Source organism: Rhodococcus sp. PSi06 (genome assembly GCF_054960675.1).
On record NZ_JBHNYO010000018.1, the window covers coordinates 60027 to 82102 of the forward strand.

Here is a 22076-nt window from a genome sequence, read left to right on the forward strand (position 1 = left end):
GAGATCACATGCTGTCACTGCTCGGCTTCGGGACGATTGCCATCATCCTGCTGCTGTTGTTCACTCAACGCGTCGCGGCCATCGTGGCACTCGCGGGTGTCCCGCTGGCTGCTGCGTTCCTGGCCGGCAACTCTCCGTCCGAGGTGGCAGGGTTCGTCAAGGACGGGCTCGGTGGCGTGGTGGGCGTCGCGGCAATGTTCCTGTTCGCGATCGTCTTCTTCGGGATCATGCGCGACGCAGGTCTGTTCGATCCCCTCATCGCGCGCATCGTGAAGTGGGCAGGCAGCGCTCCGCCGACCGTCGCGGTGGCCACGACGGCTCTCGCTTTGGTCGCCCATCTCGACGGTGCAGGCGCGGTCACGTTCCTCATCGCCGTTCCTGCGATGCTGCCGATCTACGAGCGCCTCGGCATGAGCCGGCTGGTGCTGGCCACGTGTGTCGGTCTCGGCGCGGGCGTGATGAACATCGTTCCGTGGGGCGGGCCGACGGCGCGAGCGGCAGCAACCTTGGGCGTCGACGCCAACGAGCTGTGGGTGCCGCTCATTCCCGCGCAGATCGCGGGCGTGGTGTTCGCGTTGGCCGTCGCGTACTACCTCGGACGCCGAGAGCGGACACGGTTGGCGAAGGTCGCAGCAGGCGATGTCTCGGCCGAGGTGGAGGAGTCGACGGCACGCGTCGGGCAGCGAATTGCTGTACCCGCTACCGGCGGAACCGATGAGCCGGCTTCAGCCGGCTCGGCCGGTGACGAGACCTCAGAAGAGCCCGACAAGCCCGACAAGCCCGACAAGCCCAACACGCCCGACGAGCCCAGCTTGCTGCGTCCGAAGCTGTTCTGGGTCAACGTCGTTCTCGTTGTCGCGACACTCGGCGCACTGATCGCGGCCGTCGCCCCTCCGGAGACGTGTTTCATCATCGCGACCATCGTTGCGCTCCTGATCAATTACCCCGGGATGAAGGCGCAGTCTGCGCGCATCGAAGCGCATGCTGTCGGCGCGATGCTCATGGTGGGCACGCTGCTCGCCGCCGGTGTTCTCCTCGGTGTGCTCGACGGCAGCGGCATGATCGAATCGATGGCAGTCAGCGCCGCCAACGTGATTCCGGACTGGATGGCACCGGCACTTCCGCTCATCGTCGGGGTGTTCGCGGTACCGATGAGTCTCATCTTCGGCCCCGACGCGTACTACTTCGGCGTGTTGCCGGTGCTCATCGAGGTAGGTGACCAATTCGGTATCAGCGCAATCCATCTCGCTCAGGCGTCGATCATCGGTGAGGAGACCGTCGGCTTCCCGATCAGTCCGATGACGGGTGCGTTCTATCTTCTCGTCGGTCTCGCAAAGGTCGACATCGGCAGGCATATCCGGCACACGATCGGGTGGGCGTGGCTGGTGAGCCTCGGCATGCTCGGGGTCGCGTTCGCTACGGGCGTCATCCCGGTGTGGGTTTCATGAGCGCCCCCGGAACCGTCCGATTGGGAGCAGGCGCTGGGTTTGCCGGCGATCGGATCGACCCTGCACAGATCTTGGCCGAACGAGGCGAGCTCGACTATCTGATCTTCGAGTGCCTCGGAGAGCGGACTGTCGCAACAGGGCAAGCCCGAAAATTGCTCGATCCCGCGACGGGCTACGACCCACTCTTGGCAGCGCGGATGCGCGCAGTCCTCGGTGCGACGACGGAGCAGGGCATCACCGTCGTCACCAACTCGGGAGCAGCGAATCCTGTTGCGGCAGCCAACGTCATCGCCCAGGTGGCGGAGCAGGTGTGCTCGCGTTCGGTGCGCATCGCTGCTGTCACCGGCGACGACGTGCTCGACGCGGTGCGCCGGATCGACCCGGTGGTGTGGGAGACCGGCCGGCCGCTGTCGGAGCATGCCGAGGAGTTGGTGTCGGCCAACGCCTACATCGGGGCCGATGCAGTCCTGCCCGCGCTCGACGTCGGTGCCGACGTGATCGTCACCGGCCGTCTTGCCGATCCAGCGCTGTATCTCGCGCCGCTGATGCACGAATTCGGTTGGGCCGGTCAGGATTGGGAGTCACTCGGCGCGGGGACGGCCGTCGGGCATCTACTCGAGTGCGCGGGCCAACTGACCGGTGGATACTTCGCGGACCCGGTGACCAAGCCTGTGCAGGGTCTGGCCAATCTGGGCTTCCCGTTCGGGGACGTGCGTGCCGACGGCACAGCTGAATTCGGCAAAGTCGACGGCACCGGCGGTGAGTTGACGCGGCGAACGTGCGCCGAGCAGTTGCTCTACGAGGTAGGCGACCCAGCCAGATACTTGACGCCGGACGTGACCGCCGATTTCACCGGTGTCTCGTTCGAGACCACTGGTCCCGATCGGGTCGCGGTGTCCGGGGCGACGGGCAGTGCACGTCCGGAGGAGCTGAAGGTGACCCTGGGATTCCGTGGCGGTTGGCTCGGAGAGGGGCAGATCAGCTACGCCGGACCACGCGCACTGCAACGCGCACAGCTTGCCGGAGAGATTGTGCAGCAACGACTGTGGGAGGTACACGGGATCGCGGCGGAAAACGTGGGCATCGAGTACATCGGGGCGGGCGCAGCATTCCGCGGACTTGCTGCCCACACCGACGTCCCCGAAGTGCGATTGCGCGTGACGGCAAAGGTGCCCGATGCGCAGACCGCTGCACTCGTGGGGTGGGAAGTGGAAAGTCTGTACACCAACGGCCCGGCCGGCGGGGGTGGTGCACGGAGCAGCAGCGCGGAGGTTCTCGCAATCCGCTCCTGTTTGATCCCACGTGCACAGGTGACGACCGCCGTGCACATCACGGAGGTGACGGCATGAGAACTGTCGATGATCTCGCCGACGTGCGAACCGGGGACAAGGGCGATACCCTCATTCTTGCGGTGTTCCCGCGAACCGATGAGGACTACGAGTTACTCTCCGGCGCACTGACTGTCGATGCCGTTGCCGGGCATTTCGCACCGCTGGTCACCGGAGCCGTGCGTCGCACCGAAATGCCCTTGGTCTCGGGATTGGTGTTCGAGCTGCCCGGCGTGCTCGGTGGGGGAGTGACCGGGAGCCCCGTTCTCGACGGACATGGCAAGTGTTTGAGCTACCACCTGCTGAGTATGACTGTGCCTGAATTTCTTTGACCTTGCTTCCTGACTCCGGCGCCCATCCGCCCCGTGTCGGAGGCTGAATCCTTGGGCGTATCTGCTGCAGTTCGATGGAACCTACTGGGCTTGGACGACGTCCAAGGCTATGGGCGTCGCCTTTCGGCGAACAGTGGCGGGGCAGACGGGGGAGGTCGGACGACACCAGGTCGGGTCGCGTGTCCCGACTCTGACCAGGCTGTTGAGCGCCCGAGGGTTCCTCGAATCTGCAGGCGCACGAAGCGGGACGTGTCGTGCAACTTCTGCCGAGCCGGCTGGGATGTGAGGAGGAGCAGATGGCGTCGTTTTTCAGTGAGGAGAGACTGTGCTGATGAATGCTATCGGGAGGGCGGCCGAGCAGGCCCTGATATTTATCCCCATTATCGAGGATTTCGTCGATGGAAGCGACACGGCCGATGTCTTCGAGCAGGAATATTTGCGGCTGGTGAAGGGGACACCGGGGATACTCGAAAAGGAAGTGTCCAAGATCGTCAACGGTCTGTTCGGAGATGCGGACGCTTACGTCGCCGAGGATAGGTTGCGCGGCGACGACGATCTGGACGCAGGTCAATTGCTGGTCTGTGCGACTGGGGCGTTGGAGAAGCTCCGTCAGTTGAGTCGAGAAGGATAGTGCCGATCTCTCCTGAACCGCGTGTACAAGTCAGCGATGCGCTCTGACAGGGAAGTCCTGGGGGATGAATAATGACGGAGAATCAGAGATCGGTCGAAGCAATGCTGAGCCAATACAGAGAGATTATCCGGAAATTTGTGAACGATGAAATGTCGGCGGATGACTTCGAGGCAAAATATCTCCACACTTTCACCAACGACAAGATCCAGTTGCGGGGTGATGTGTTCGTGATTCTCGAGGATTTATTCTTCGATGTAGATGATTACGTTTCGGATCCGGTGCTGCGTGATAGCGCGGAGGATCTTTCGGGCGAACAGCTCAGGGAACGAGCGGCGGCGACCTACGAGAAACTTACCGACTTCGAGTGATTCAGCTCTTCGACTTCGCCAGTGCAGATCAATGTCGAGTGGTCTTGGTCCTCTCCGTAGATGTTGGCGGGCGGCGACTCGTCAATTCCGTTGTCGCCTGTCAGGCGTCAAGTGAAGGCGAAGGCTCTCCGCATCCGAGGCTTGACACGGGGAACTGTGGACAGCGGCCTGGAGAGAGTCACTCGAGCTCCAACATTTGATCGGGTGTTGGCACGTCAATCGGATACAACTGGAAACTTCCGCTCATTCCTTTCAATTCGACTTCACGTGGCAGGCCGACGGGAAGATCCGGAGCCGTGCTGATGGCGTTGCGGACAGGTTCACTAATCAAGATCTCGCCGCCCTCGGCTTGTCCCGCAACCCGCGCTGCCATGGCCACGTTGAGTCCGAAGATGTCGTCTCCGCGTCGCACCGAACTGCCGACGTGCACGCCCATGCGTACGCGGATGCGGTCCCATCGATCCGGGTTTTTCATCAGTGCTTCTTGCACTTTTACCCCGCAGCGCACGGCCCCAGCGGGATCGGAGAAGGCAAGCATGTACCCGTCGCCCTGACTTTTCACCACATGGCCGCCGTGATCGGCGACGTGCTTGCAGATCAGCTTGTTGTGTTTTTCGAGCAGCTTCACCCAGCCGCGGTCGCCCAGTTCCTCGTTGCGTGCGGTCGATCCTTCGATGTCCGAGAACATCACCACGATGTCGCCGTCCGCCGTCATACGTGCCAGATCGGGGCGTTCCACCTTGGCCCAGCCCGCGAGGTCCTCGACGGAGTTGCGAACCGTGGCACCGAAGCCCTTGTTGATGAGTAGGTCCGTGGTGTGGAAGGCAGTTCTGATGGCGAAGGGCACCAGGCCGCGTCGCTTACGGCGCTGCTGTGTTTCTGCGAGAGCTCGGTCGAGTGCGCGGCGGGTGTGCTTCAGCTTGCGACGCGACACAATCAACACGACACCGAGCGCAACGATGGCGGCGAGCTCTACTCCGGCAACTATCCACAGGATCACGTCGCTCATCCTTGCCTGTCCAACGCCTCTGCGGGCGCACAACCGACCGCGAATTGCCGTCGATAGGCCGTCGGTGTCACCGCGAATGCCGAGCGGAAGTTTTGACGCAGGGTGACTGCGCTGCCGAATCCGCACAGTGCTGCGATGTTCTCGATACTGCGATCGGTCGTTTCCAGTAGGTTCCGAGCTTCCTCCAGCCGTTTGATCAGCACCCACCGAGCCGGGGTGGATCCTGTCTCGAACTGAAACTGACGGATGAAGCTGCGTCGGCTCATGCGGGCATGATCGGCCAGTCGCTCGATGGGCAGCGACTCGTCCAGTCGCTCGAGTGCCCAGCTCTGGACGTCGGCGATCGCAGTATCTCCCGATGCCTCGATGACCGGTCGTTCGATGTACTGCGCTTGGCCACCGTCGCGATGGGGTGCGACCACCAGACTGCGCGCCACCCGCGTCGCGGCCGCCGAACCAAGGTGTTTGCGCACGATGTGCAGGCAAGAATCGATCGACGATGCCGTTCCCGCGGAGGTCATCACGTCTCCGTGGTCGATGTAGAGGACCGACTCGTCGACGCCGGCGTGTGCATTTCGCTCGCGCAGTTCGGTCATCTTGGTCCAGTGCGTGACGGCGGGGCGGCCGGCCAGCAACCCGGTGTCTGCGACGGCGAACGAACCGAGGCACAGACCCGCGATCGCTGTGCCTCGAGCATGAGCTCCGCGAAGGGCGTCGGAGAAGTCAGTCCCTATGCGCGGCAATGACTCGGGCCACGACGTCACGATGACGATGTCGGCCCAGTCGACGGTGCTGGGACCCGCGATCTCGCCAATGGGAAACCCTTCCTCGGTGCGGATCGAGCCTGGTTCGTCGGACCACACGCGCGTCTCCCAATCCGAGGCGAGTCCGAGCCGATTCACCTCGCCGAACACCATCAGCGGCGCGGCGAGGTGAAACATCGTGATGCCGTCGAACACATAGAGCGCTATTCGCATGTTTGGCTCCGATCCAGCACGTTGGCGCAAATCAATCGAAAGTATGCATCCGTGCCACTCGTGGACGCAAGGTCGATGACGAACGATGGGTATCGACCGAGAACGCCGGCAACAAGGAGAACACCCATGACCGCACCGCGCAGAGCCCTCATCGTCATCGACGTCCAGCAGGAGTACTTCGATGGAGTGCTGAAGATCCAGTACCCGCCGCGCGACGAGTCGTTGGCCAATATCGTCCGCGCCATCGAAGCCGCTGCGGCTCAGGGCCTGCCTGTCGCGATCGTTCAGCACGAAATGCCCGAAGGTTCGCCCGCTTTCGTCAAGGGCACCCCGACCTACGAGCTGCATCCCGACATTGAGGCCGTCGTGCAGCCCTCGTTCGAGCGAGTCGAGAAGCAGTACAGCAGCGTGTTCGTTGGAACCGGTGTCGCGAAGTGGTTGCAGACCCACAACATCGACACTGTCACAATCGTCGGCTACATGACGAACAACTGCGACCTTGCCTCCAGTGCCGACGCCGAGGCGCTGGACCTGACCGTCGAGATCCTGTCCGACGCCACCGGTGCGATCAACCTTTCCAACGAGGCGGGGACCGTTTCGGCTGAGCAGCTGCACAAGGCACTGATGGTGCTCTACCAGTCGAACTTCGCGGCAGTAGCGTCCACCGACCAGTGGGTCGACGCAGTCAAGAACGCAAACGAGCTGACCGCAAACAATCTGGTGGTCTCGGCAGCGCAGGGCAACGACGCGGTTGCCTAAGTCGTCATTACGATGGCGAAGGTGACGGCACGGGCAATTACGGACCAGACGCTCGGTGCATGGGTGATCAAGTGCAATCCGCACAAGACCGATCTCGCACCGATGATCGAAGCCGGACGTGCGCACGAGAACTGGTGCGTCGCCGACAACTACCGAACACGTTTGATGAAACCCGGGCAACCCGTGCTGTTCTGGGTCAGTAGCCACCCGCGACGCGGGATCTGGGGTGCGGGCCGATTGGCCGGCACCCCGGTTCCCGGTTCGCAGTGGAAGATCTCGACGAACATAACGCTGTTCGATGAGCCGATCCTCGCGTCGGACATTCGGTCCATCGAGGAACTGTCGCTGCTCGAGGTGTTCCGGTCGCCGCAGCAGGCCAACCCCTCGTGGGTCGACGCGTCCGCGTGGGCAATGATCCGGCAGATAATGCCTCTCGAATGATGTGATGGCGGTATGACATCGGACGAGCCGACTCTGCACGGAATGTTGGACGTCGGGGACGGACAGCGCATCTACTGGGAGCAATGGGGCCCGTCCGGCGGCGTCCCGGCTGTCTACCTTCACGGCGGACCGGGCGGGACCCTGAACGCCAGTCAGTTTCGTCGCCACTTCGACCTGTCCCGTGTTCGCGCAGTCGGGTTCGAGCAGCGTGGGTGCGGCCGTTCCACGCCGCATGCGTCCGATCCCGCGACGTCATTGGCCCCCAACACAACTGCGCACCTGATCGCCGATATCGAAGCTTTGCGTGAGCACCTCGGCGTCGAGACGTGGATCGTCAACGGCGCGTCCTGGGGATCCACTCTCGCTCTCGCCTACGCTCTCGCGCATCCGACGAGGGTTCTCGGCGTGGTCCTCGTTGCGGTCACGACGACGGGCAGAGCTGAGGTCGACTGGATCACCGAGGGCGTCGGTGCGATCTTTCCGGAGGCGTGGGATCGCTTCGCTACCTTCGCCGAGCAATCGGGCGTCGGTTATCGACGAGGTGAGAGCCGCATAGTCGACGCGTACGACCGACTGATGAACTCATCTGATCTCACGTTGCGCGACAGTGCATCCCGAGAATGGGCCTTGTGGGAGGACGTCCACATATCGATCGGCACCGGAGGTATCAGACGCGATCCCAGGTGGGACGACGACCGGTTCCGACTGGCCTTCGTGCGGTTGGCGGCGCACTACTGGTCGCACGACGGGTTTTGCAATCCGCCCCTGCTCGATCGAGCCGAAGGTCTGGCCGATATCCCGGGTGCCCTGATCCACGGCCGAAAGGACATCTCAGGGCCCGCGGTCACGCCGTGGCAACTACACCGACGCTGGCCCGGGTCGACACTCGTCGTCGACGAGGGGGATGGGCATGGGGGAATGTCGATGGCGGCGCGCTGGGATGCTGCGAACGAGGAATTAACCAACCGGGCCCTGCAGAGGCCGGATGGTGCATGATCGAGAGGTGACTTCTTTCCCGATTGTCGACCTGACTCCCGACGAACTGCTCACCACGACGCGCACCGTCCGCAAGCGTCTCGACCTGACGCGGCCGGTTCCGTTGGAACTGATCAAGGAATGTCTCGAGATCGCGCTGCAGGCCCCGTCCGGGTCGAACAAGCAGGGGTGGCAGTGGATCGTCGTCACCGATCCCGATCTTCGTGCCCGGATCGGCGCGATCTACGGCGAACTGTTCGCCGCGTATCAGGCGTCGAAGCATTCCGCGTCGGCTTTGTTCGCGGACGATCCGGAACGCGCCTCGGTGCAGAAGCGAGTCGGCGACAGTGCGGGGTGGCTCGGCGAGCACATGGGTGAAGTTCCGGTACTGCTGATCCCGTGCATCCAGGCAGGTAAGACGCTCCCGGCGGGAAATCAGGCCGGTCTATGGGGCTCACTGCTGCCTGCGGTGTGGAACTACGCCCTGGCTGCACGGGCACGTGGCCTCGGAACGGCTTGGACCACAATTCATCTGGCCCGCGAGGCGGAGATCTCCGAGCTTCTCGGCATCCCCGAAGACTTCCATCAGGGCGCGTTGATTCCGACGGCGTACTACACGGGTGAGACGTTCAAGGTCGCGCCGCGGGATCCCATCGAGACGGTGCTGCACGTCGATCGCTGGTAGTCGGATCGGTTACGTGCGCAGGAAGGCAACCACCGCCATCACCCGTCGACTCATACCGGTGGAGTTCGCCAATCCTAGTTTGTCGAACACGGCGTTGATGTGTTTCTCGACCGAGCTCACCGAAATGTACAGATCAGCGGCAATTCTGGCGTTCGTGAGACCTTGCGCCATCAGCTCGAGCACATCGCGCTCGCGCGGAGTGAGTCGTTCGAGGGGATTCGATCGGGTGGTGCGAGAGAGCAACTGGCGCACCACCTCCGGGTCGAAGGCAGTCCCTCCGTCGGCCACCCTGTCGAGGGCGTCCAGGAACTCGTCGACTTGCGCGACTCGGTCCTTCAGCAGGTATCCGACCTTGCCCCCTGATCCGCTGATCAGCTCTGCTGCGTAACGGTTTTCGACGTACTGGGAGAGCACGAGTACTGCCACCTCCGGCCATCGACCGCGGATGGTCAGTGCCGCCCGCAGGCCCTCGTCGCTGTGACCTGGGGGCATACGGACGTCGGTGACAACGATGTCGGGACGATCCAGTTCCACAGCAACCAGAAGCGCGTCGGCGTCGCCCACAGACGCGATCACGTCGTGGCCTTCGTCGACGAGCAGACGCACCAGACCCTCACGCAGCAACGTCGAGTCCTCCGCGACGATCACGCGCATGGGACGCTCGCAGTCACGACGGTCGGGCCGCCGACCGGGCTGTCCACGGTGAGGGTGCCATCCATCGCAGCGACGCGGCGGGCCAGTCCGGACAGTCCGGTGCCGGACGGATCAGCACCGCCGCCCCCGTCGTCGGTGATGGTTGCCAGTACGCGATCGAACTTCTGCCGAGTGACGTTGACCTCCAACGATGTCGGGGAGGCATGTTTGGCTGCGTTGGTCACCGCCTCCGAGATGACGAAGTAGACGGCTGTTTGCACAGCGGGGCGCAACCTCTCCGTCAGTTCGTACGAGAGTCGGACGGGCACACCGGACCGCTCGGCCAGTGCTTCGAGAGCTGCGCGCAGGCCGTCCTTGTCGAGCGCGATCGGATAGACCCGGTTGGCAACCTCGCGCAACTCGTCGATCGCTCCCTGCGAGGCGACCTGGGCTTGGCCGAGGAGTTCGTGCACCTTCGCAGGATCGTCGGCGCGGCGAGCCCGGCCGACCAGCATCCCCAGTGCAACCAGGTGCTGCTGCACCCCGTCGTGCAGGTCACGCTCGATGCGTCGGCGTTCGTCGTCGATGGCGTCGACCACGTGATCGCGGCTGCTCGTCAGCTCGGCCACCCGCTGTTGCAACAGTCGCTCGGACTGCCGTCCGAGCACGTGAACGGCAAACCAGCGGTCCAACGATCCCACTCCTGCGACGCCGACAGCGGCCACGAAGATCAACAGTATCCCGGGCAGCGCGGCCATCGCGACGAGTCCGCCGTCGACGCGGTTGGACTCTTCGATCAGGCCCCAGTCGCCGCCGAAAATCCATGCCGAGACCATCGAGCCCGCGACGACGAGGCACAGTGTCAGCAGGAGAACCACGCCGAGCCCGAGTATTCCGATCGTCCACCGCAGACCGAGATACATGCGGCAGCGTAGAGGGGTCAGCGCGTCCGTGCGCAGCGCGCCGTGGAATCGGCTGATGCGTCGAATCTCGAACTCTGAGAACGACAATGCGCTGGCGTCTACTGCCCTCTGCACAGGCCACCCTCGTCGACCGAGGATGCGCGCCAGAACGAGGGCGAGTGAGGTCATCACAGAGAACAGCAGCGCTGCTACCGCGGTGATGCTACCGAGCAGAACTCCGGACAGTGCCGTGAGCCAACGCCGCAGCAGTGAGCCGATCGACACACGATCCGCCTGCCCGGTTGGGTACACGCCACGGTTAGCCAGCACTCCAGCAGCGTAGCCGCACAAATGCCCGCTGATACTGCGGTAAACCACAGGATTTCCATGCGGTTTGCCCGGCGAGAGGCGACGGTATTCCTCGATGCCCCGCATTCACGAAATTCGTAGCGTTTTCAGCGTCCTTCACGACAGGAAACACCGACGAACAGGGGAATTGCCATGTCCGACATATTGATTACCGCAGCAGCAGAAACCGAGACTCTCGACGGGCTGGCAGGCTGGGCGGTGGGAGTCATGGATGCACTCGGTGGCCCCGGCGCGGCCGTGGTCGTCGGTGCCGACAATCTGTTTCCGCCGATTCCGAGCGAGCTCGTTCTCCCACTTGCCGGGTTCTCGGCCAGTCAGGGAGTGTTCTCCTTCGGTGGCGCGCTCTTCTGGACGACTCTCGGCTCGGTGCTGGGCGCGGTGATCGTCTACGCGGTGGGTGCAATCATCGGACGCGAGCGCACGCGGGCATTGGTAGCGCGCATTCCACTGATCAGGGCCAGCGACTTCGACCGCTCGGAGGCGTGGTTCACCAGGCATGGCTCGAAAGCAGTGCTGCTCGGTCGAATGATCCCGCTCTTTCGTAGCTTCATCTCCCTGCCTGCCGGGATCGAGCGGATGGGAATGGCGAAGTTCCTGCTACTCACCACGATCGGCAGTCTGATCTGGAACACCATTTTCGTCACCGCGGGATATCAGCTGGGCGAGAACTGGCACCTGGTCGACGCGTATGCGGAAATCCTGCAGAAGATCGTCGCCGTCACGGTGGCCATTGCTGCCGTAGTCTTCGTTGCCCTGCGGTTGCGGTCTCGCCGCCAGGCCGCTCTGTAAGAACGACGGCCCGGCGACTCGACCTGCACCTACCGGGGCAGTCCCGACTTGTATTGCAAGGCGTAGGCGAGTTTGCCGGGCTTGGCGTCCGAGAAGGGTGCCGAGAGCTTACCGAATTCACCCTTGGTGGCTGCTTTTCCGTCGTTCCAGGCGTTCAGGGCACCGAGTTCCGCTGCGGTGCGGCCACTGTCGATCACAGCGTCTTTCGGGGCCGCGACCTGAGCGCGCGAGACCGACTGGACGGTGTTCAGGTAGCTCGCCAGGTTGTTGCTGTTCCAACCGCTGATGTCCACCGCTCCGGAGTCGCGAACCCATGCACCCCAATAGAATTCCTGGAAGGGGATGGTGCCGGGGGTGAAGCCGATGTCGCGAGCGAAGTACATCAGGCTCCGGTACTTGTCGTTCTGGAACTTGGCAAGACCCACGCCTGATGGGAGCTGCTCCACCGGAACCTCGTTGCCGTCGACGTCGTAGTTCCACACCCACTTCTCAGCTTTCATTCGAGCCCAGAAGTCGGCAGTGCTCAGGTCACTGAGATTTGCGACCACCCGGAGTCGAAGGTGCAGATTCGGTCCACCGTCGGCTGTTTCGTAGAACGAGGTCAGCGTGTGGTGTCCGTCGGTGAGGTAGGTCACGCCGCCCGGCCCGATGACAACGGTCTTCATAGGTGCGATGGTGTCGGGCGTTTCCTGTCCGACGGGCACAGTGCAGGTGAACGACGACGGATTGTCCAGCCGCGCACCGGGCGATGCCGAGGCAGCCTCTTCTTGGCCGTTGGCCTCGCACCAGTCGTCGAACTTCTTGTTGATCTCGTCTTTGCCGAGCGTGTAGCGACCGAGCTTGTAGTACACCTCGTCGTACCCGAGCGAGGGTTGCGTCGCGCGCACATCACCGATCGGCAGATCCAGAAGCTCACCCGCTTCAGCACATTGGTAGCCGAGGCCAGATGACGATCCGCTGGGGAGCAGATCCGCAACCTGGCACAGCGGCGACGCGGTCCGTGCCGGCGCAGCGGTAGCGACACTGCCCATCGACGTGGATACGACGGAGACCAGCGCGAGCGTGCCCAGCAAGGCTGCTCTACGAATTGTGCGCATTCGTGAAACTCCCAGGAGTCGAGAAGTGAAGTGTCCCGAGACTGTCGCACTCCGGTCACCGGCCGGTGGCGAGGAACCGAACCAGAGGTGGTCACGAGGTGAACGCGCCACGTCGGTCAGCGATCCTCGCGCAACATCGCGTATACGAGGGTGTCGGTCCATTCGCCCTTGCACCACCAGTTCGCTCGGAAATGCGCTTCCTGACGCATCCCGACCCGGGCGGCCAACCGGGCAGAGGCGTCGTTACGTCCGTCCATCTGCGCGCTGACGCGGTGGATCTGGGGTAGCGAGAACACGTGGTCGATGAGCGCGTTCACCGCCTCGGTGGCGTAGCCACGACCGGATACGGCCGGGTCGAACGTCCAGCCGAGTTCGACGAGAGCCGGGGAACTGTCCACCAACCATGCCTCGACGTTGCCCACCACCGTCCCCTCGTGTTCGACGACCATCGCCAGTGCCTGGGTGTGTAGTCCGATTCGCTTCATCCGTTTGCCCACCGCGACAACCGCATCGGCCTGTGTCCACGCCTCGTGGAGCAAGTAGCGGCAGACTTCCGGGTCGCTGTAGTACGCGAGAATCCGGTCTGCGTCGTCAGGTTCGTACAGACGCAGCGTCAGGCGCTCGGTGTGGATGGGCGCGGTGTTCATACGTCCGATTCTGCCCGACTTGGATTCACGCTGATTCGAACCCTGTTCTCGGACCCCCATCGTGACCGATGGTGGTGAATCGAACCTGCTCGTCATCAACCGGAAGGCACGTGAACATGGTCGTCACGTCGTACGCCCCACCCGCTGGGCCCGTGCACCTGCGTGTCAGCGACACCGACCCTGCGCCCGCGTCACCGAAACAATCGGTGTGGCAGCGGTACCGGTGGACCGTCCTACGCTTTCTCTCTCCCGTCGCACTGCTGATCCTGTGGCAGATCGCCAGCGCTGCAGGTGTTCTCTCCGAGCGTGTGCTTCCCGCTCCGTCATTGATCTTCGACGCGGGACTGGACCTGCTGCGCACCGGTGAATTGGCCGAGGCCCTTGCCATTTCCGGTACCCGGGTCGTCCAGGGGCTCGTTCTGGGCGGATTGATCGGCGTGGCACTCGGTGCGCTGGTCGGGTTGTCCAAGCTCGCCGAAGCAACCGTCGATCCGCCGCTGCAGATGCTGCGCGCGATTCCGCACCTCGGCCTGATCCCGCTGTTCATTCTGTGGTTCGGGATCGGCGAGACTCCCAAGATCTTGTTGGTCGCCCTGGGTGTCGCATTTCCTTTGTACCTGAACACGTTCTCGGCGATACGCCAGATCGATCGTGACTTCCTCGACACCGCCGTCGTACTCGGATTCTCGTGGCGTCAGCGGTTCACCACGATCATCCTGCCGAGTATCGCTCCCCAACTGTTGGTGGGGCTCCGGCAGTCGTTGGCCATCGCGTGGCTGTCGTTGATCGTGGCAGAGCAGATCAACGCCGAATCCGGGCTCGGTTACGTCATCAACAATGCGCGAGATTTCCTGCGGTTGGACACCATCATCTTCGGACTTGTCATCTACGCCCTGATGGGAATCTCCACCGACGGCATCGTCCGGATTCTCGAAAAGCGCGCCCTGCGATACCGATTGGATGCTTGATTCATGACTACGACGACGACGTCCGTCGCCACCCTGCACGGCATCGACAAGTTCTACGGATCCAGCCACGTATTGAAGGGCGTCGACCTGTCCATCGAGCGGGGCGAGATCGTCTCCTTGGTCGGACGCTCCGGTTCCGGAAAGTCGACGATCCTGCGCGTGCTGGCCGGCCTGTCGACGGATCACACCGGGGAGCGGCACGTCGCCGGGAATCCGGCGGTGGCGTTCCAGGAACCCCGCCTGTTTCCGTGGCGGACGGTCCGTCAGAACGTGTCCTACGGACTGAACACCGCGGGCGTGACGGGTAACGACGCACTGACTGCTGCGGACGCGACCCTCGACGAGGTGGGTCTCGCCGAGAAGCGGGACGCGTGGCCGCTCACGCTGTCGGGTGGCCAAGCCCAGCGCGCCGCCCTGGCGCGGGCGTTGGTGGGGGAGCCCGAACTGCTGCTGCTCGACGAACCGTTCGGCGCGCTCGACGCCCTCACTCGGCTGACCATGCAGTCGCTTCTGCTCGATCTGTGGGGACGGCACGGCTTCGGCATCCTACTGGTCACCCATGATGTCGACGAGGCAATTGCGTTGGGAGACAGGGTGGTGGTGCTCGAGAACGGCGAAGTCTCGGACACGGTGACAGTCGACCTGCCTCGTCCCCGCGACCGGGGAACACCCGGCTTCTCTCGGATTCGCCATCACCTGCTCGGAGCTCTCGGAGTTCACTGACCGGTCAATTCGGCACCTGAAAAGGATCTTTCACACATGTCGCCACACGCTCGTCCCCGTTCTCTGCGCGCACTCGGTGTGCTCGCCGCCCTATCTCTGGCGGTCGCCGGCCTTACCGGCTGCGTCTCCCGTGGCAGCGACACCGCGACCACCGAAGCCCCGGAACTCGTTTCGAACGACCAGCTCGCCACGGTCACCCTCGATGTCGGTGATCAGAAGGGTGGCACCGAAGCACTGCTGCGTGCATCGGGCGAGCTGGACTCTGCTCCCTACGATGTTGCGTTCTCCACCTTCACTTCCGGTCCTCCTCAGGTGGAGGCCGCGACGGCCGGTCAGATCGATTTCGCGGTCACGGGTAACACGCCGCCGGTCTTCGGTGTCGCAGCCAACGCGCGCATCAAGGTTGTTTCCGCCTACACCAACGACGCGAGCGGCGATCAGATTCTCGTACCGGCAGACTCGACGCTCGCATCGTTCGCAGACCTGCGTGGCAAGAAGATCGCAGTGGGCAAGGGGAGTTCCGCGCACGGCCATGTGCTGCTGCAGTTGCAGAAGGCCGGCTTGACCACCGGCGACGTTCAGTTGGTGTTCCTTCAGCCCGCTGATGCGTTGACGGCATTCACCTCGGGTGAGGTCGATGCCTGGGCAATCTGGGATCCGTTCACCGCGATCGCGCAGGTCCAGAACGGCTCCAAAACACTGACCACCGCTGAGGGCGTCGCCAACGGTTATGGCTTCGGTATCGCCTCGCAGCAAGCACTGGACGATCCGGCGACCAATACCGCCCTGCAGGACTTCGTCGTTCGCCTGGCCAAAGCCTCCGCCTGGGCCGAGAAGAATCCGGCCGAGTGGGCGGCGGCGTACTCAACAGCAGTCGGCATCGACCCGGCAGCAGGCGAATTGGCGCAGGGACGAAGTCAGCGACCGGCAATTACGTTGGACGACAAAGTGGTCGAGTCGGAGCAGACACTGTTCGATGTCTTCGTAGACAGCGGCAGCATCCCTGGTGGCAACCAGTTCGAGGACTTCGTCGACACCCGCTACAACGACGCCATCGCAGACGCGAACGCATCCACCAACTGATCACGTAGGAGTTCACCCGTGTCCGCACGCATCTTCTGGTTCCTTCCCACCGCTGGCGACGGCCGCTCCATCGTCGGCGCGTCACACGCCTCCGGCAATCTGCGTGAACCCGCCGGGTTTCGTCGTCCGTCGTTGCGCTACCTCACCGAGGTCGCTCAGGCCGCGGATCGACTCGGCTACGAGGGGGTGCTGACTCCCACCGGAACGTGGTGCGAGGACGCGTGGCTGACCACGGCCGCCCTGCTGCAGAGCACCCGTCGGCTCAAGTTCCTCGTCGCCTTCCGTCCCGGTCTCACGCCGCCCACGTTGGCGGCGCAGCAGGCCGCGACGTTGCAGCGGTTCTCGGAAGGGCGGGTGCTGTTCAACATCGTGACCGGGGGCGACGACGTCGAGCAGCGTCGGTTTGGTGATTGGATCGACCACGATCGGCGCTACGCCCGCACCGATGAATTCCTCGGACTCGTCCACCGGATCTGGACCGAGTCGGCGGTCGATCACGAGGGCGAGTTCTTCAAGGTCGCCGACGCGCGTGTGTCCGAAGCACCGGACCCGTTGCCCGAGTTCTGGTTCGGCGGTTCGTCGGATCCCGCACTCGCCGTCGCCGCGAAGCACGTGCAGACGTATCTGACGTGGGGCGAGCCGCCGGCCGACGCTCGCGCGAAGATCGAGAAAGTGCAGGCGCTCGCGGACGCCGAGGGGCGCAAGCTCACTTATGGCATTCGCCTGCACACCATCAGCCGCGACACGTCCGAAGAGGCCTGGGCCGTCGCGCAGAAGCTCCTCGACGAGCTTCCCGAAGACCAGGTTTCCCAGGCACACGCACTTCATTCGTCGTCGCAGTCCGAGGGGCAGCGGCGGATGGCCGCGCTGCACGGGGGCAGCAAGGACTCGCTCGAGATCTACCCGAACCTGTGGGCCGGCGTCGGCCTGGTTCGCGGCGGTGCAGGTACGGCGTTGGTCGGGTCGCACGAGGAGGTCGCGAACCTGATCGGGGAATACCACGACGCCGGGTTCGACGAATTCATCCTCTCGGGCTACCCACACCTGGAGGAGGCGTACTACTTCGCCGAAGGAGTGCGTCCCATCCTCGACGCCCGAGGAATCACGGTTCCCGCACTCTAGGGCACGTGGGATCGAACCTGTCGGGTCCACGCGTATGGGAAATCTGTCCAGTAGCCCGTGTAAAAAGTGGATGATAGAGAAGGCGATGGAGGCCTCTATCGCTCTGCCGTTCACCAACCCTGAGCCACGCTGTGCGGCAACAAGTGTCCCATTTGAGAGCGCTTGGTCTCGAGGTAGTGGATGTTGGCCTGCGCCGCACCGACGATGATCGGCAATCATGAAGTGACGCCGACGCCGTGCGCTTCCAGGCCGCTCGACATCGCCTGCTCGATCGACAGTGCGACGTCGGAGACCCACCACCACCGCTGCCCCGGATACGCCGGTGGCCCTCCCGTACTCTGAACACGCGCACTACGAGAGACGAGATGGCATGAAAGCACTGGTATTCCGCGAGTACGGCGGCCCCGAGGTCCTGAAGATCGAGGAGCTTCCGGATCCGATTCCGGGATTCGGCGAAGTGGTGGTCGATCTGAAGGTGACCGCGCTCAATCACGTCGACATCGATGTGCGCGAGGGCGTCTCGCGATTCGACTTCGCGATGCCGCACACCTTGGGCCTCGAGGGTGCCGGCATCATCTCCTCTGTCGGTGACGGTGTGGACCCCGCTCGGATCGGCGAGCGCGTAGCCGTCTCCTACATCCGCACCTGCGGCCACTGCGAGTGGTGTCAACGGGGCATGGAGAACATCTGCGTCAACCGCAAACTGCTCGGCGAGCACATACCGGGAACGTACGCGCAGAAGATCTCGACACCCGCCGACCATTGCCTGACACTTCCCGACACCGTCGACTTCGGTGAGGCGGCAGCCGCACTCAGTGCATTCGGCACCGCCCGGCACGCGCTCATGATCCGCGCCGAGCTGAAGCTGGGAGAGACCGTGCTGATCCATTCGATCGGGGGTGGCGTTGCATCGGCTGCACTCCAGATCTGCAAGGCTGCCGGCGCGACCGTGATCGGTACAGCCAGCCGAGACGACAAGTTGGCTCAGGCGACCGCTGACGGTGCCGATCACGTCATCAATTACACGACGACCAACGTGCGCACCGCCGTCGACGAGATCACCGGAGGCCGCGGGGTCGAGCTGGTCTTCGACGGGGTAGGTGGGACAGCCTTCACCGAGTCGATGTTCATGCTGCGCCCGTACGGCCGACTGGTGTCGATCGGCGCTCACGCGGGGGAGGTCGTCGAGTTCGACATCATCGAGTTCTTCCGTCGCCAGATCTCCTACATCTCCTCGCATACCCAGACGCGTGACGAAATGCGTACTGTGCTCGAACTTGTCGGCAAGGGGGTGCTGCGCCCGCGCATCAACTCGCGTTATCCCTTGGATCGCGCCGGGGAAGCGCATGAGGAACTGGCTGCGCGCACCGCCTACGGGAAGATCATCCTCGACATCGACTGAGGAGAGCGTTGGTGGACGTCATGCCGTCTCACCTCCAGCAGACACGCCCTGGACCCGCTGAGTGCAGTCAGGCGAGGGCGTCGTACACCGCGCGCACGTAGTGCTCGGCTCGCTCCGAACCGATGATGCCGGGCCCCATTCGGTTCATCACGTACGAGATGGTCAGCTTCGATTCCGGGTGCAGAATCGTCAGCGATCCGCCCCAACCGCCCCAGAAGCAGATTTTGCCGTCGGGGATGTAGGGCATCGATTCCTGCTGAGGCAGAGCGAAGCCCAGACCGAAGCGCAACGGGATACCCAGCGCCAGATCGACTCCGTTGGTTTGCTCCTCGAAGATCGTGTCGATGGTCTCCGGGCTCAGCAGTCGTATGCCGTCCACGGTGCCGCCTCGGGAGATGACCGACAGGATTCTGGCGACCGATCGTGCGTTGGCATGCCCGTTCACCGCACCCATGTCCGCGGCGCGCCACACCTCGGTGTTCGCGGACGAAGCCTGCACCAACGGTCCGAGAAATGTTTTGCGACGCACCATCGTCGGGTCGGGCACGGCATCATCGGTCGGTGGGGGCGGCGGTACGACGTCGGCGATCCGATTCCAGTCGGCCTCGACGGCACCGATCTGGAAGTCGGCACCGAGCGGCCCGGCGATCTCGTCGGCGACGAACTGCCGCAACGACTTTCCGGTGACGCGGCGGACGACTTCTCCGATCAGGTGGCCCTGACTGACAGCGTGATAGCCCGACGTCGTGCGCGAATCCCACCACGGAGCCTGCGCAGCCAGACGCGATGTTGCCAGTTCCCAGTCGTAGAGGTCCTCTTCGCCGAACGGCCGGTCCCAGCCCGAGACGCCAGAGGTGTGCGACAACAGATGCCGCACCAGAATGTTCTCCTTGCCTGCGGCTGCGAACTCCGGCCAGTATGTCGCGACCGGCGAGTCGGGGTCGAGCACTCCACGGTCGATCAGTATCAACGCTGCCAGGCACGTCACCATCTTCGTCGTCGACCACACGTTGGTGATCGTGTCCGACTCCCACGGCAGGCTGCGCTCGGTGTCGCGATAGCCGCCCCACAGGTCGACCGCGGTGTGGCCGTCGATGTCGACGACGATGGACACGCCGAGTTCCTCGCCGCTGTCGAGGTTGGCTGCGAGCGCGTCACGCACCGCTGAGAACTCGGGGTCGCAGTGACCGTCAATCGCCATGTGATGCTCCTAGGATGCGGTGAACGGCCAGTTCGACGTAGTTGTCGGCGACGTCCTCGATGGTCAGCTCGCCGCCGTCGTGGAACCAGTTGCTGATGCCGTTGAGCATGTCGGTCAGGGCGAAGGACGCCAATCGTGCGTCAGGAACGGTGAATTCGCCGCTCCGCATTCCCGCGGTGATCACGTCTCGGACGCGTCGTTGGTACTGACGGCGATAATCCTCGACAACAGTGCGGTGCTCGGGGGTGAGCGAGGCCAGCTCGTGCAGGCCGACGATGTACTCCACCCGTCGCCGATTCAGATGCACCAGGTGCGCGCGCACCAATGACGACATGCGCTCGGTGGGGGTTCCGGCCGCGTCGAGCAGTGGCAGGTTCTCCTCGGCCGGTTCCTGCGTCACCGTCAGGCAGATCGCGAACAGGATGTCTTCCTTGGACGGGAAGTGATGGTAGAGGCTGGCACCTTTGATGCCGACGGCGTCGGCGATATCGCGCATCCCCACATTCGAGTAACCCTCACGCGCAAAGATATTCGCGGCGTTGGCGACGATGTCCTCTCGCCGTTGACGCGTACGAGCCTGACGAGGCAGTGGACTCACATCGGCCGGCTGCGTCATACCGTTTCCTCGACCGCCGCCAGCAGCCGCAGTTCACGCTTGAGGATCTTGCCCTGCGGGTCGACGGGCAGTTCGGCCACAATGTGCACCGACTTCGGTGCCTTGTACGACGCCAACTCGGTGCGGCAGTATTCGATGATCGCGGCTGGGTCGGCGGTCATCCCGTCGCGGGCGATGACGAAGGCGGTGACGGCCTCGGACCAGTACGGGTCGGGTACTCCGACGACGGCCGCGCGCAGCACATCCGGATGCGTGTGGATGGTGCGTTCCACTTCCTGCGACGACACGTTCATCCCTCCCGACTTGATCATGTCCTTCATCCGATCGTAGAAGAACAGGTTGCCGTCGGTGTCGATGCGCACCATGTCGCCGGTGTGTACCCAGTCGTCTCGGAACACCTCGGCGGTGCGTTCGGGGTCCTTGAAGTAGCCGAGCATCACCGACGGAGTGCGACAGAGCAATTCCCCGATCTCACTCTCGTTGCCCGCGGGGTCCACCACCTTGATCTCGAGGTGGGTGACGGGCTTGCCGATCCACGACGCGTCCCCGTCGGGGATGTCGTCGAGGGTGGAGAACCAGCCCACCGAGCCCAGCTGGGAGAGTTCCGACTGTCCCCAGTAGGTGCCCCAGATCGCCTCGGGTGCGGCGTCGGCCCACGCGCTGATCGTGTGTGGTGACACCTGGCCACCGTAGGTGAGGCAGCGCCGTACCTGGCTCACGGCCTCGGGCCCGAATTGCCCGTCACGGGCCAGCGCCAGGTAGAACGTCGGCGTCTGCGCGATGACGGAGATCTTCTCGGCGGCGATGATGCGCAGCGACTGAGCAGGATCGACCGTTGCGGGCAGCACCAGGGTCGCGCCCATCAGCGTGAGGGTGGTCATCGAGCCGAGCCCGGCGATGGTGTGGAAGGGCATGACGAACAGCCAGGTGTCCTCCGGTCCGGTGCGCAGACCCCAGCTCCACGCGGGCGCAGTGGAGATCAGGAAGTTGCGGTGCGGAATCATGACGCCCTTGGGCGCCGCTTCCGTCCCGGAGGTGTAGATGACCATCGCGACGTCGTTCTCGTCGATCTCGACGTTCGGCTCGGTGGACGGAGTGTTCGCCGTCAGCGCGGCATATTCGGAGCCGAACGTCACCAGGGTGGTGGTGTCCGGCTTCACCGAGGAGATGATCTCGACGAAGGCCGGATCGGCCACCACCACAGTCGGTTCCGCGTGTTCGAGTTGGTGCTTCACCTCGGCTGCGCGATACATCACGTTGATGCCGGTGAAGGCCGCTCCGGCTTTGAGCGTGCCGTAGTACGCCACCACCACGTCGACGCTGTTGCGAGCCATCGATGCGACGCGGTCACCTGCTGTCACCCCGAGATCGACCAGCAGGTTGGCGAACTGGTTTGCGCGAGAATCGAGTTCGCCGTAGGTGGTGACCTCACGGGTGCCGTCCGCCGCGTAGCTGATGAACGCGACCTTGTTCGGCTGCGTCCGCGCATGGCGACGCAGTTGATCGCCGATGGTGGCGCGGCCGATGGGGGAACGGTGGTGGGTGGCGGTACCGGGCACGGCGGACTCCTG

General features: G+C 63.7%; 24 protein-coding genes. 15 read left to right on the forward strand and 9 right to left on the reverse strand.

All coding sequences use genetic code 11. The features are described from left to right. Positions 1-8 precede the first annotated feature (8 nt). The 5 genes from ACFI9K_RS21600 to ACFI9K_RS21620 all read left to right on the forward strand — a co-directional run bounded on the left by ACFI9K_RS21600 (position 9) and on the right by ACFI9K_RS21620 (position 4107). A complete protein-coding gene (locus ACFI9K_RS21600) occupies positions 9-1448 on the forward strand; it encodes a CitMHS family transporter (protein WP_462665390.1) in 1440 nt (479 codons plus the stop codon). Continuing rightward, positions 1445-2797 (forward strand): acyclic terpene utilization AtuA family protein, encoded by a 1353-nt coding sequence (locus tag ACFI9K_RS21605; protein ID WP_462665391.1) that lies wholly within the window; start codon positions 1445-1447, stop codon positions 2795-2797. Before ACFI9K_RS21600 ends, ACFI9K_RS21605 begins: the two co-directional genes overlap by 4 nt. Beyond that, positions 2794-3108 carry an AtuA-related protein gene (locus ACFI9K_RS21610; protein WP_094643741.1) on the forward strand — a complete coding sequence of 105 codons (315 nt, stop codon included), beginning with the start codon at positions 2794-2796 and terminating at the stop codon, positions 3106-3108. Before ACFI9K_RS21605 ends, ACFI9K_RS21610 begins: the two co-directional genes overlap by 4 nt. 331 nt (positions 3109-3439) lie before the next feature. Further along, positions 3440-3739 carry a colicin immunity domain-containing protein gene (locus ACFI9K_RS21615; protein ID WP_462665460.1) on the forward strand — a complete coding sequence of 100 codons (300 nt, stop codon included), beginning with the start codon at positions 3440-3442 and terminating at the stop codon, positions 3737-3739. A 71-nt stretch (positions 3740-3810) separates the two neighbouring features. After that, complete coding sequence (locus ACFI9K_RS21620; protein ID WP_462665392.1) at positions 3811-4107, forward strand: colicin immunity domain-containing protein; 297 nt, start codon at positions 3811-3813, stop codon at positions 4105-4107. A 178-nt stretch (positions 4108-4285) separates the two neighbouring features. Here the strand turns inward: ACFI9K_RS21620 and ACFI9K_RS21625 are convergent, their stop codons facing one another. Both ACFI9K_RS21625 and ACFI9K_RS21630 read right to left on the reverse strand, forming a co-directional pair. Then, positions 4286-5116 carry an adenylate/guanylate cyclase domain-containing protein gene (locus tag ACFI9K_RS21625; protein WP_462665393.1) on the reverse strand — a complete coding sequence of 277 codons (831 nt, stop codon included), beginning with the start codon at positions 5114-5116 and terminating at the stop codon, positions 4286-4288. After that, on the reverse strand, positions 5113-6093 hold the full coding sequence (locus tag ACFI9K_RS21630; protein WP_462665394.1) for a GlxA family transcriptional regulator: 981 nt from the start codon (positions 6091-6093) through the stop codon (positions 5113-5115). Before ACFI9K_RS21630 ends, ACFI9K_RS21625 begins: the two co-directional genes overlap by 4 nt. Positions 6094-6219: 126 nt before the next feature. Here ACFI9K_RS21630 and ACFI9K_RS21635 point away from each other — a divergent pair, with 126 nt between their 5' ends. The 4 genes from ACFI9K_RS21635 to ACFI9K_RS21650 are packed head-to-tail and all read left to right on the forward strand — an operon-like array spanning position 6220 to position 8953. Next, complete coding sequence (locus ACFI9K_RS21635; RefSeq protein WP_462665395.1) at positions 6220-6852, forward strand: isochorismatase family protein; 633 nt, start codon at positions 6220-6222, stop codon at positions 6850-6852. A 21-nt stretch (positions 6853-6873) separates the two neighbouring features. Further along, the gene (locus ACFI9K_RS21640; protein ID WP_462665397.1) at positions 6874-7293 is read left to right on the forward strand and encodes a hypothetical protein; all 420 of its coding nucleotides are present in this window, start codon (positions 6874-6876) and stop codon (positions 7291-7293) included. Between the two features lie 12 nt (positions 7294-7305). Continuing rightward, positions 7306-8289 (forward strand): alpha/beta fold hydrolase, encoded by a 984-nt coding sequence (locus tag ACFI9K_RS21645; RefSeq protein WP_462665398.1) that lies wholly within the window; start codon positions 7306-7308, stop codon positions 8287-8289. Between the two features lie 7 nt (positions 8290-8296). Beyond that, a complete protein-coding gene (locus ACFI9K_RS21650) occupies positions 8297-8953 on the forward strand; it encodes a nitroreductase family protein (RefSeq protein ID WP_462665399.1) in 657 nt (218 codons plus the stop codon). 9 nt (positions 8954-8962) lie between these two features. Here ACFI9K_RS21650 and ACFI9K_RS21655 read toward each other — a convergent pair whose 3' ends face one another. Both ACFI9K_RS21655 and ACFI9K_RS21660 read right to left on the reverse strand, forming a co-directional pair. After that, positions 8963-9607, reverse strand: coding sequence for a LuxR C-terminal-related transcriptional regulator (locus tag ACFI9K_RS21655; RefSeq protein ID WP_462665400.1), 645 nt, complete (start codon positions 9605-9607; stop codon positions 8963-8965). Continuing rightward, positions 9598-10818 (reverse strand): sensor histidine kinase, encoded by a 1221-nt coding sequence (locus tag ACFI9K_RS21660; protein WP_462665401.1) that lies wholly within the window; start codon positions 10816-10818, stop codon positions 9598-9600. Before ACFI9K_RS21660 ends, ACFI9K_RS21655 begins: the two co-directional genes overlap by 10 nt. 171 nt (positions 10819-10989) lie before the next feature. Here ACFI9K_RS21660 and ACFI9K_RS21665 point away from each other — a divergent pair, with 171 nt between their 5' ends. After that, positions 10990-11646: a DedA family protein gene (locus tag ACFI9K_RS21665; protein WP_462665402.1), complete on the forward strand. Its 657-nt coding sequence runs from the start codon at positions 10990-10992 to the stop codon at positions 11644-11646. Between the two features lie 29 nt (positions 11647-11675). Here ACFI9K_RS21665 and ACFI9K_RS21670 read toward each other — a convergent pair whose 3' ends face one another. Continuing rightward, positions 11676-12743 (reverse strand): ParB/Srx family N-terminal domain-containing protein, encoded by a 1068-nt coding sequence (locus tag ACFI9K_RS21670; RefSeq protein ID WP_462665403.1) that lies wholly within the window; start codon positions 12741-12743, stop codon positions 11676-11678. A 116-nt stretch (positions 12744-12859) separates the two neighbouring features. Further along, positions 12860-13390, reverse strand: coding sequence for a GNAT family N-acetyltransferase (locus tag ACFI9K_RS21675; RefSeq protein WP_462665404.1), 531 nt, complete (start codon positions 13388-13390; stop codon positions 12860-12862). Between the two features lie 116 nt (positions 13391-13506). On the opposite strand from ACFI9K_RS21675, the gene ACFI9K_RS21680 reads away from it, so the two are divergent. The 5 genes from ACFI9K_RS21680 to ACFI9K_RS21700 all read left to right on the forward strand — a co-directional run bounded on the left by ACFI9K_RS21680 (position 13507) and on the right by ACFI9K_RS21700 (position 18688). After that, the gene (locus ACFI9K_RS21680) at positions 13507-14358 is read left to right on the forward strand and encodes an ABC transporter permease (protein WP_462665405.1); all 852 of its coding nucleotides are present in this window, start codon (positions 13507-13509) and stop codon (positions 14356-14358) included. A 3-nt stretch (positions 14359-14361) separates the two neighbouring features. Continuing rightward, on the forward strand, positions 14362-15081 hold the full coding sequence (locus ACFI9K_RS21685) for an ABC transporter ATP-binding protein (RefSeq protein ID WP_462665406.1): 720 nt from the start codon (positions 14362-14364) through the stop codon (positions 15079-15081). A 36-nt stretch (positions 15082-15117) separates the two neighbouring features. Then, a complete protein-coding gene (locus ACFI9K_RS21690) occupies positions 15118-16164 on the forward strand; it encodes an ABC transporter substrate-binding protein (RefSeq protein ID WP_462665407.1) in 1047 nt (348 codons plus the stop codon). Between the two features lie 18 nt (positions 16165-16182). After that, positions 16183-17286, forward strand: a complete 1104-nt coding sequence (locus tag ACFI9K_RS21695) for an LLM class flavin-dependent oxidoreductase (RefSeq protein ID WP_462665408.1) — start codon at positions 16183-16185, stop codon at positions 17284-17286. 370 nt (positions 17287-17656) lie between these two features. Beyond that, complete coding sequence (locus ACFI9K_RS21700; RefSeq protein ID WP_462665409.1) at positions 17657-18688, forward strand: zinc-binding dehydrogenase; 1032 nt, start codon at positions 17657-17659, stop codon at positions 18686-18688. Between the two features lie 67 nt (positions 18689-18755). Here ACFI9K_RS21700 and ACFI9K_RS21705 read toward each other — a convergent pair whose 3' ends face one another. The 3 genes from ACFI9K_RS21705 to ACFI9K_RS21715 are packed head-to-tail and all read right to left on the reverse strand — an operon-like array spanning position 18756 to position 22064. Then, the gene (locus ACFI9K_RS21705; protein ID WP_462665410.1) at positions 18756-19889 is read right to left on the reverse strand and encodes a serine hydrolase domain-containing protein; all 1134 of its coding nucleotides are present in this window, start codon (positions 19887-19889) and stop codon (positions 18756-18758) included. Beyond that, entirely contained in the window at positions 19879-20505 is a 627-nt protein-coding gene (locus ACFI9K_RS21710) for a TetR/AcrR family transcriptional regulator (RefSeq protein WP_462665411.1), read from the reverse strand. Before ACFI9K_RS21710 ends, ACFI9K_RS21705 begins: the two co-directional genes overlap by 11 nt. Continuing rightward, a complete protein-coding gene (locus tag ACFI9K_RS21715; RefSeq protein WP_462665412.1) occupies positions 20502-22064 on the reverse strand; it encodes a class I adenylate-forming enzyme family protein in 1563 nt (520 codons plus the stop codon). Before ACFI9K_RS21715 ends, ACFI9K_RS21710 begins: the two co-directional genes overlap by 4 nt. Positions 22065-22076: the final 12 nt, after the last annotated feature.

Bases quoted from the DNA above. Each gene is read 5' to 3' on its own strand.
- ACFI9K_RS21600 (WP_462665390.1), top strand. From the start codon at position 9: ATGCTGTCACTGCTCGGCTTCGGGACGATTGCCATCATCCTGCTGCTG.
- ACFI9K_RS21605 (WP_462665391.1), top strand. From the start codon at position 1,445: ATGAGCGCCCCCGGAACCGTCCGATTGGGAGCAGGCGCTGGGTTTGCC.
- ACFI9K_RS21610 (WP_094643741.1), top strand. From the start codon at position 2,794: ATGAGAACTGTCGATGATCTCGCCGACGTGCGAACCGGGGACAAGGGC.
- ACFI9K_RS21615 (WP_462665460.1), top strand. From the start codon at position 3,440: ATGAATGCTATCGGGAGGGCGGCCGAGCAGGCCCTGATATTTATCCCC.
- ACFI9K_RS21620 (WP_462665392.1), top strand. From the start codon at position 3,811: ATGACGGAGAATCAGAGATCGGTCGAAGCAATGCTGAGCCAATACAGA.
- ACFI9K_RS21625 (WP_462665393.1), bottom strand. From the start codon at position 5,116: ATGAGCGACGTGATCCTGTGGATAGTTGCCGGAGTAGAGCTCGCCGCC.
- ACFI9K_RS21630 (WP_462665394.1), bottom strand. From the start codon at position 6,093: ATGCGAATAGCGCTCTATGTGTTCGACGGCATCACGATGTTTCACCTC.
- ACFI9K_RS21635 (WP_462665395.1), top strand. From the start codon at position 6,220: ATGACCGCACCGCGCAGAGCCCTCATCGTCATCGACGTCCAGCAGGAG.
- ACFI9K_RS21645 (WP_462665398.1), top strand. From the start codon at position 7,306: ATGACATCGGACGAGCCGACTCTGCACGGAATGTTGGACGTCGGGGAC.
- ACFI9K_RS21655 (WP_462665400.1), bottom strand. From the start codon at position 9,607: ATGCGCGTGATCGTCGCGGAGGACTCGACGTTGCTGCGTGAGGGTCTG.
- ACFI9K_RS21665 (WP_462665402.1), top strand. From the start codon at position 10,990: ATGTCCGACATATTGATTACCGCAGCAGCAGAAACCGAGACTCTCGAC.
- ACFI9K_RS21670 (WP_462665403.1), bottom strand. From the start codon at position 12,743: ATGCGCACAATTCGTAGAGCAGCCTTGCTGGGCACGCTCGCGCTGGTC.
- ACFI9K_RS21675 (WP_462665404.1), bottom strand. From the start codon at position 13,390: ATGAACACCGCGCCCATCCACACCGAGCGCCTGACGCTGCGTCTGTAC.
- ACFI9K_RS21680 (WP_462665405.1), top strand. From the start codon at position 13,507: ATGGTCGTCACGTCGTACGCCCCACCCGCTGGGCCCGTGCACCTGCGT.
- ACFI9K_RS21685 (WP_462665406.1), top strand. From the start codon at position 14,362: ATGACTACGACGACGACGTCCGTCGCCACCCTGCACGGCATCGACAAG.
- ACFI9K_RS21690 (WP_462665407.1), top strand. From the start codon at position 15,118: ATGTCGCCACACGCTCGTCCCCGTTCTCTGCGCGCACTCGGTGTGCTC.
- ACFI9K_RS21700 (WP_462665409.1), top strand. From the start codon at position 17,657: ATGAAAGCACTGGTATTCCGCGAGTACGGCGGCCCCGAGGTCCTGAAG.
- ACFI9K_RS21705 (WP_462665410.1), bottom strand. From the start codon at position 19,889: ATGGCGATTGACGGTCACTGCGACCCCGAGTTCTCAGCGGTGCGTGAC.
- ACFI9K_RS21710 (WP_462665411.1), bottom strand. From the start codon at position 20,505: ATGACGCAGCCGGCCGATGTGAGTCCACTGCCTCGTCAGGCTCGTACG.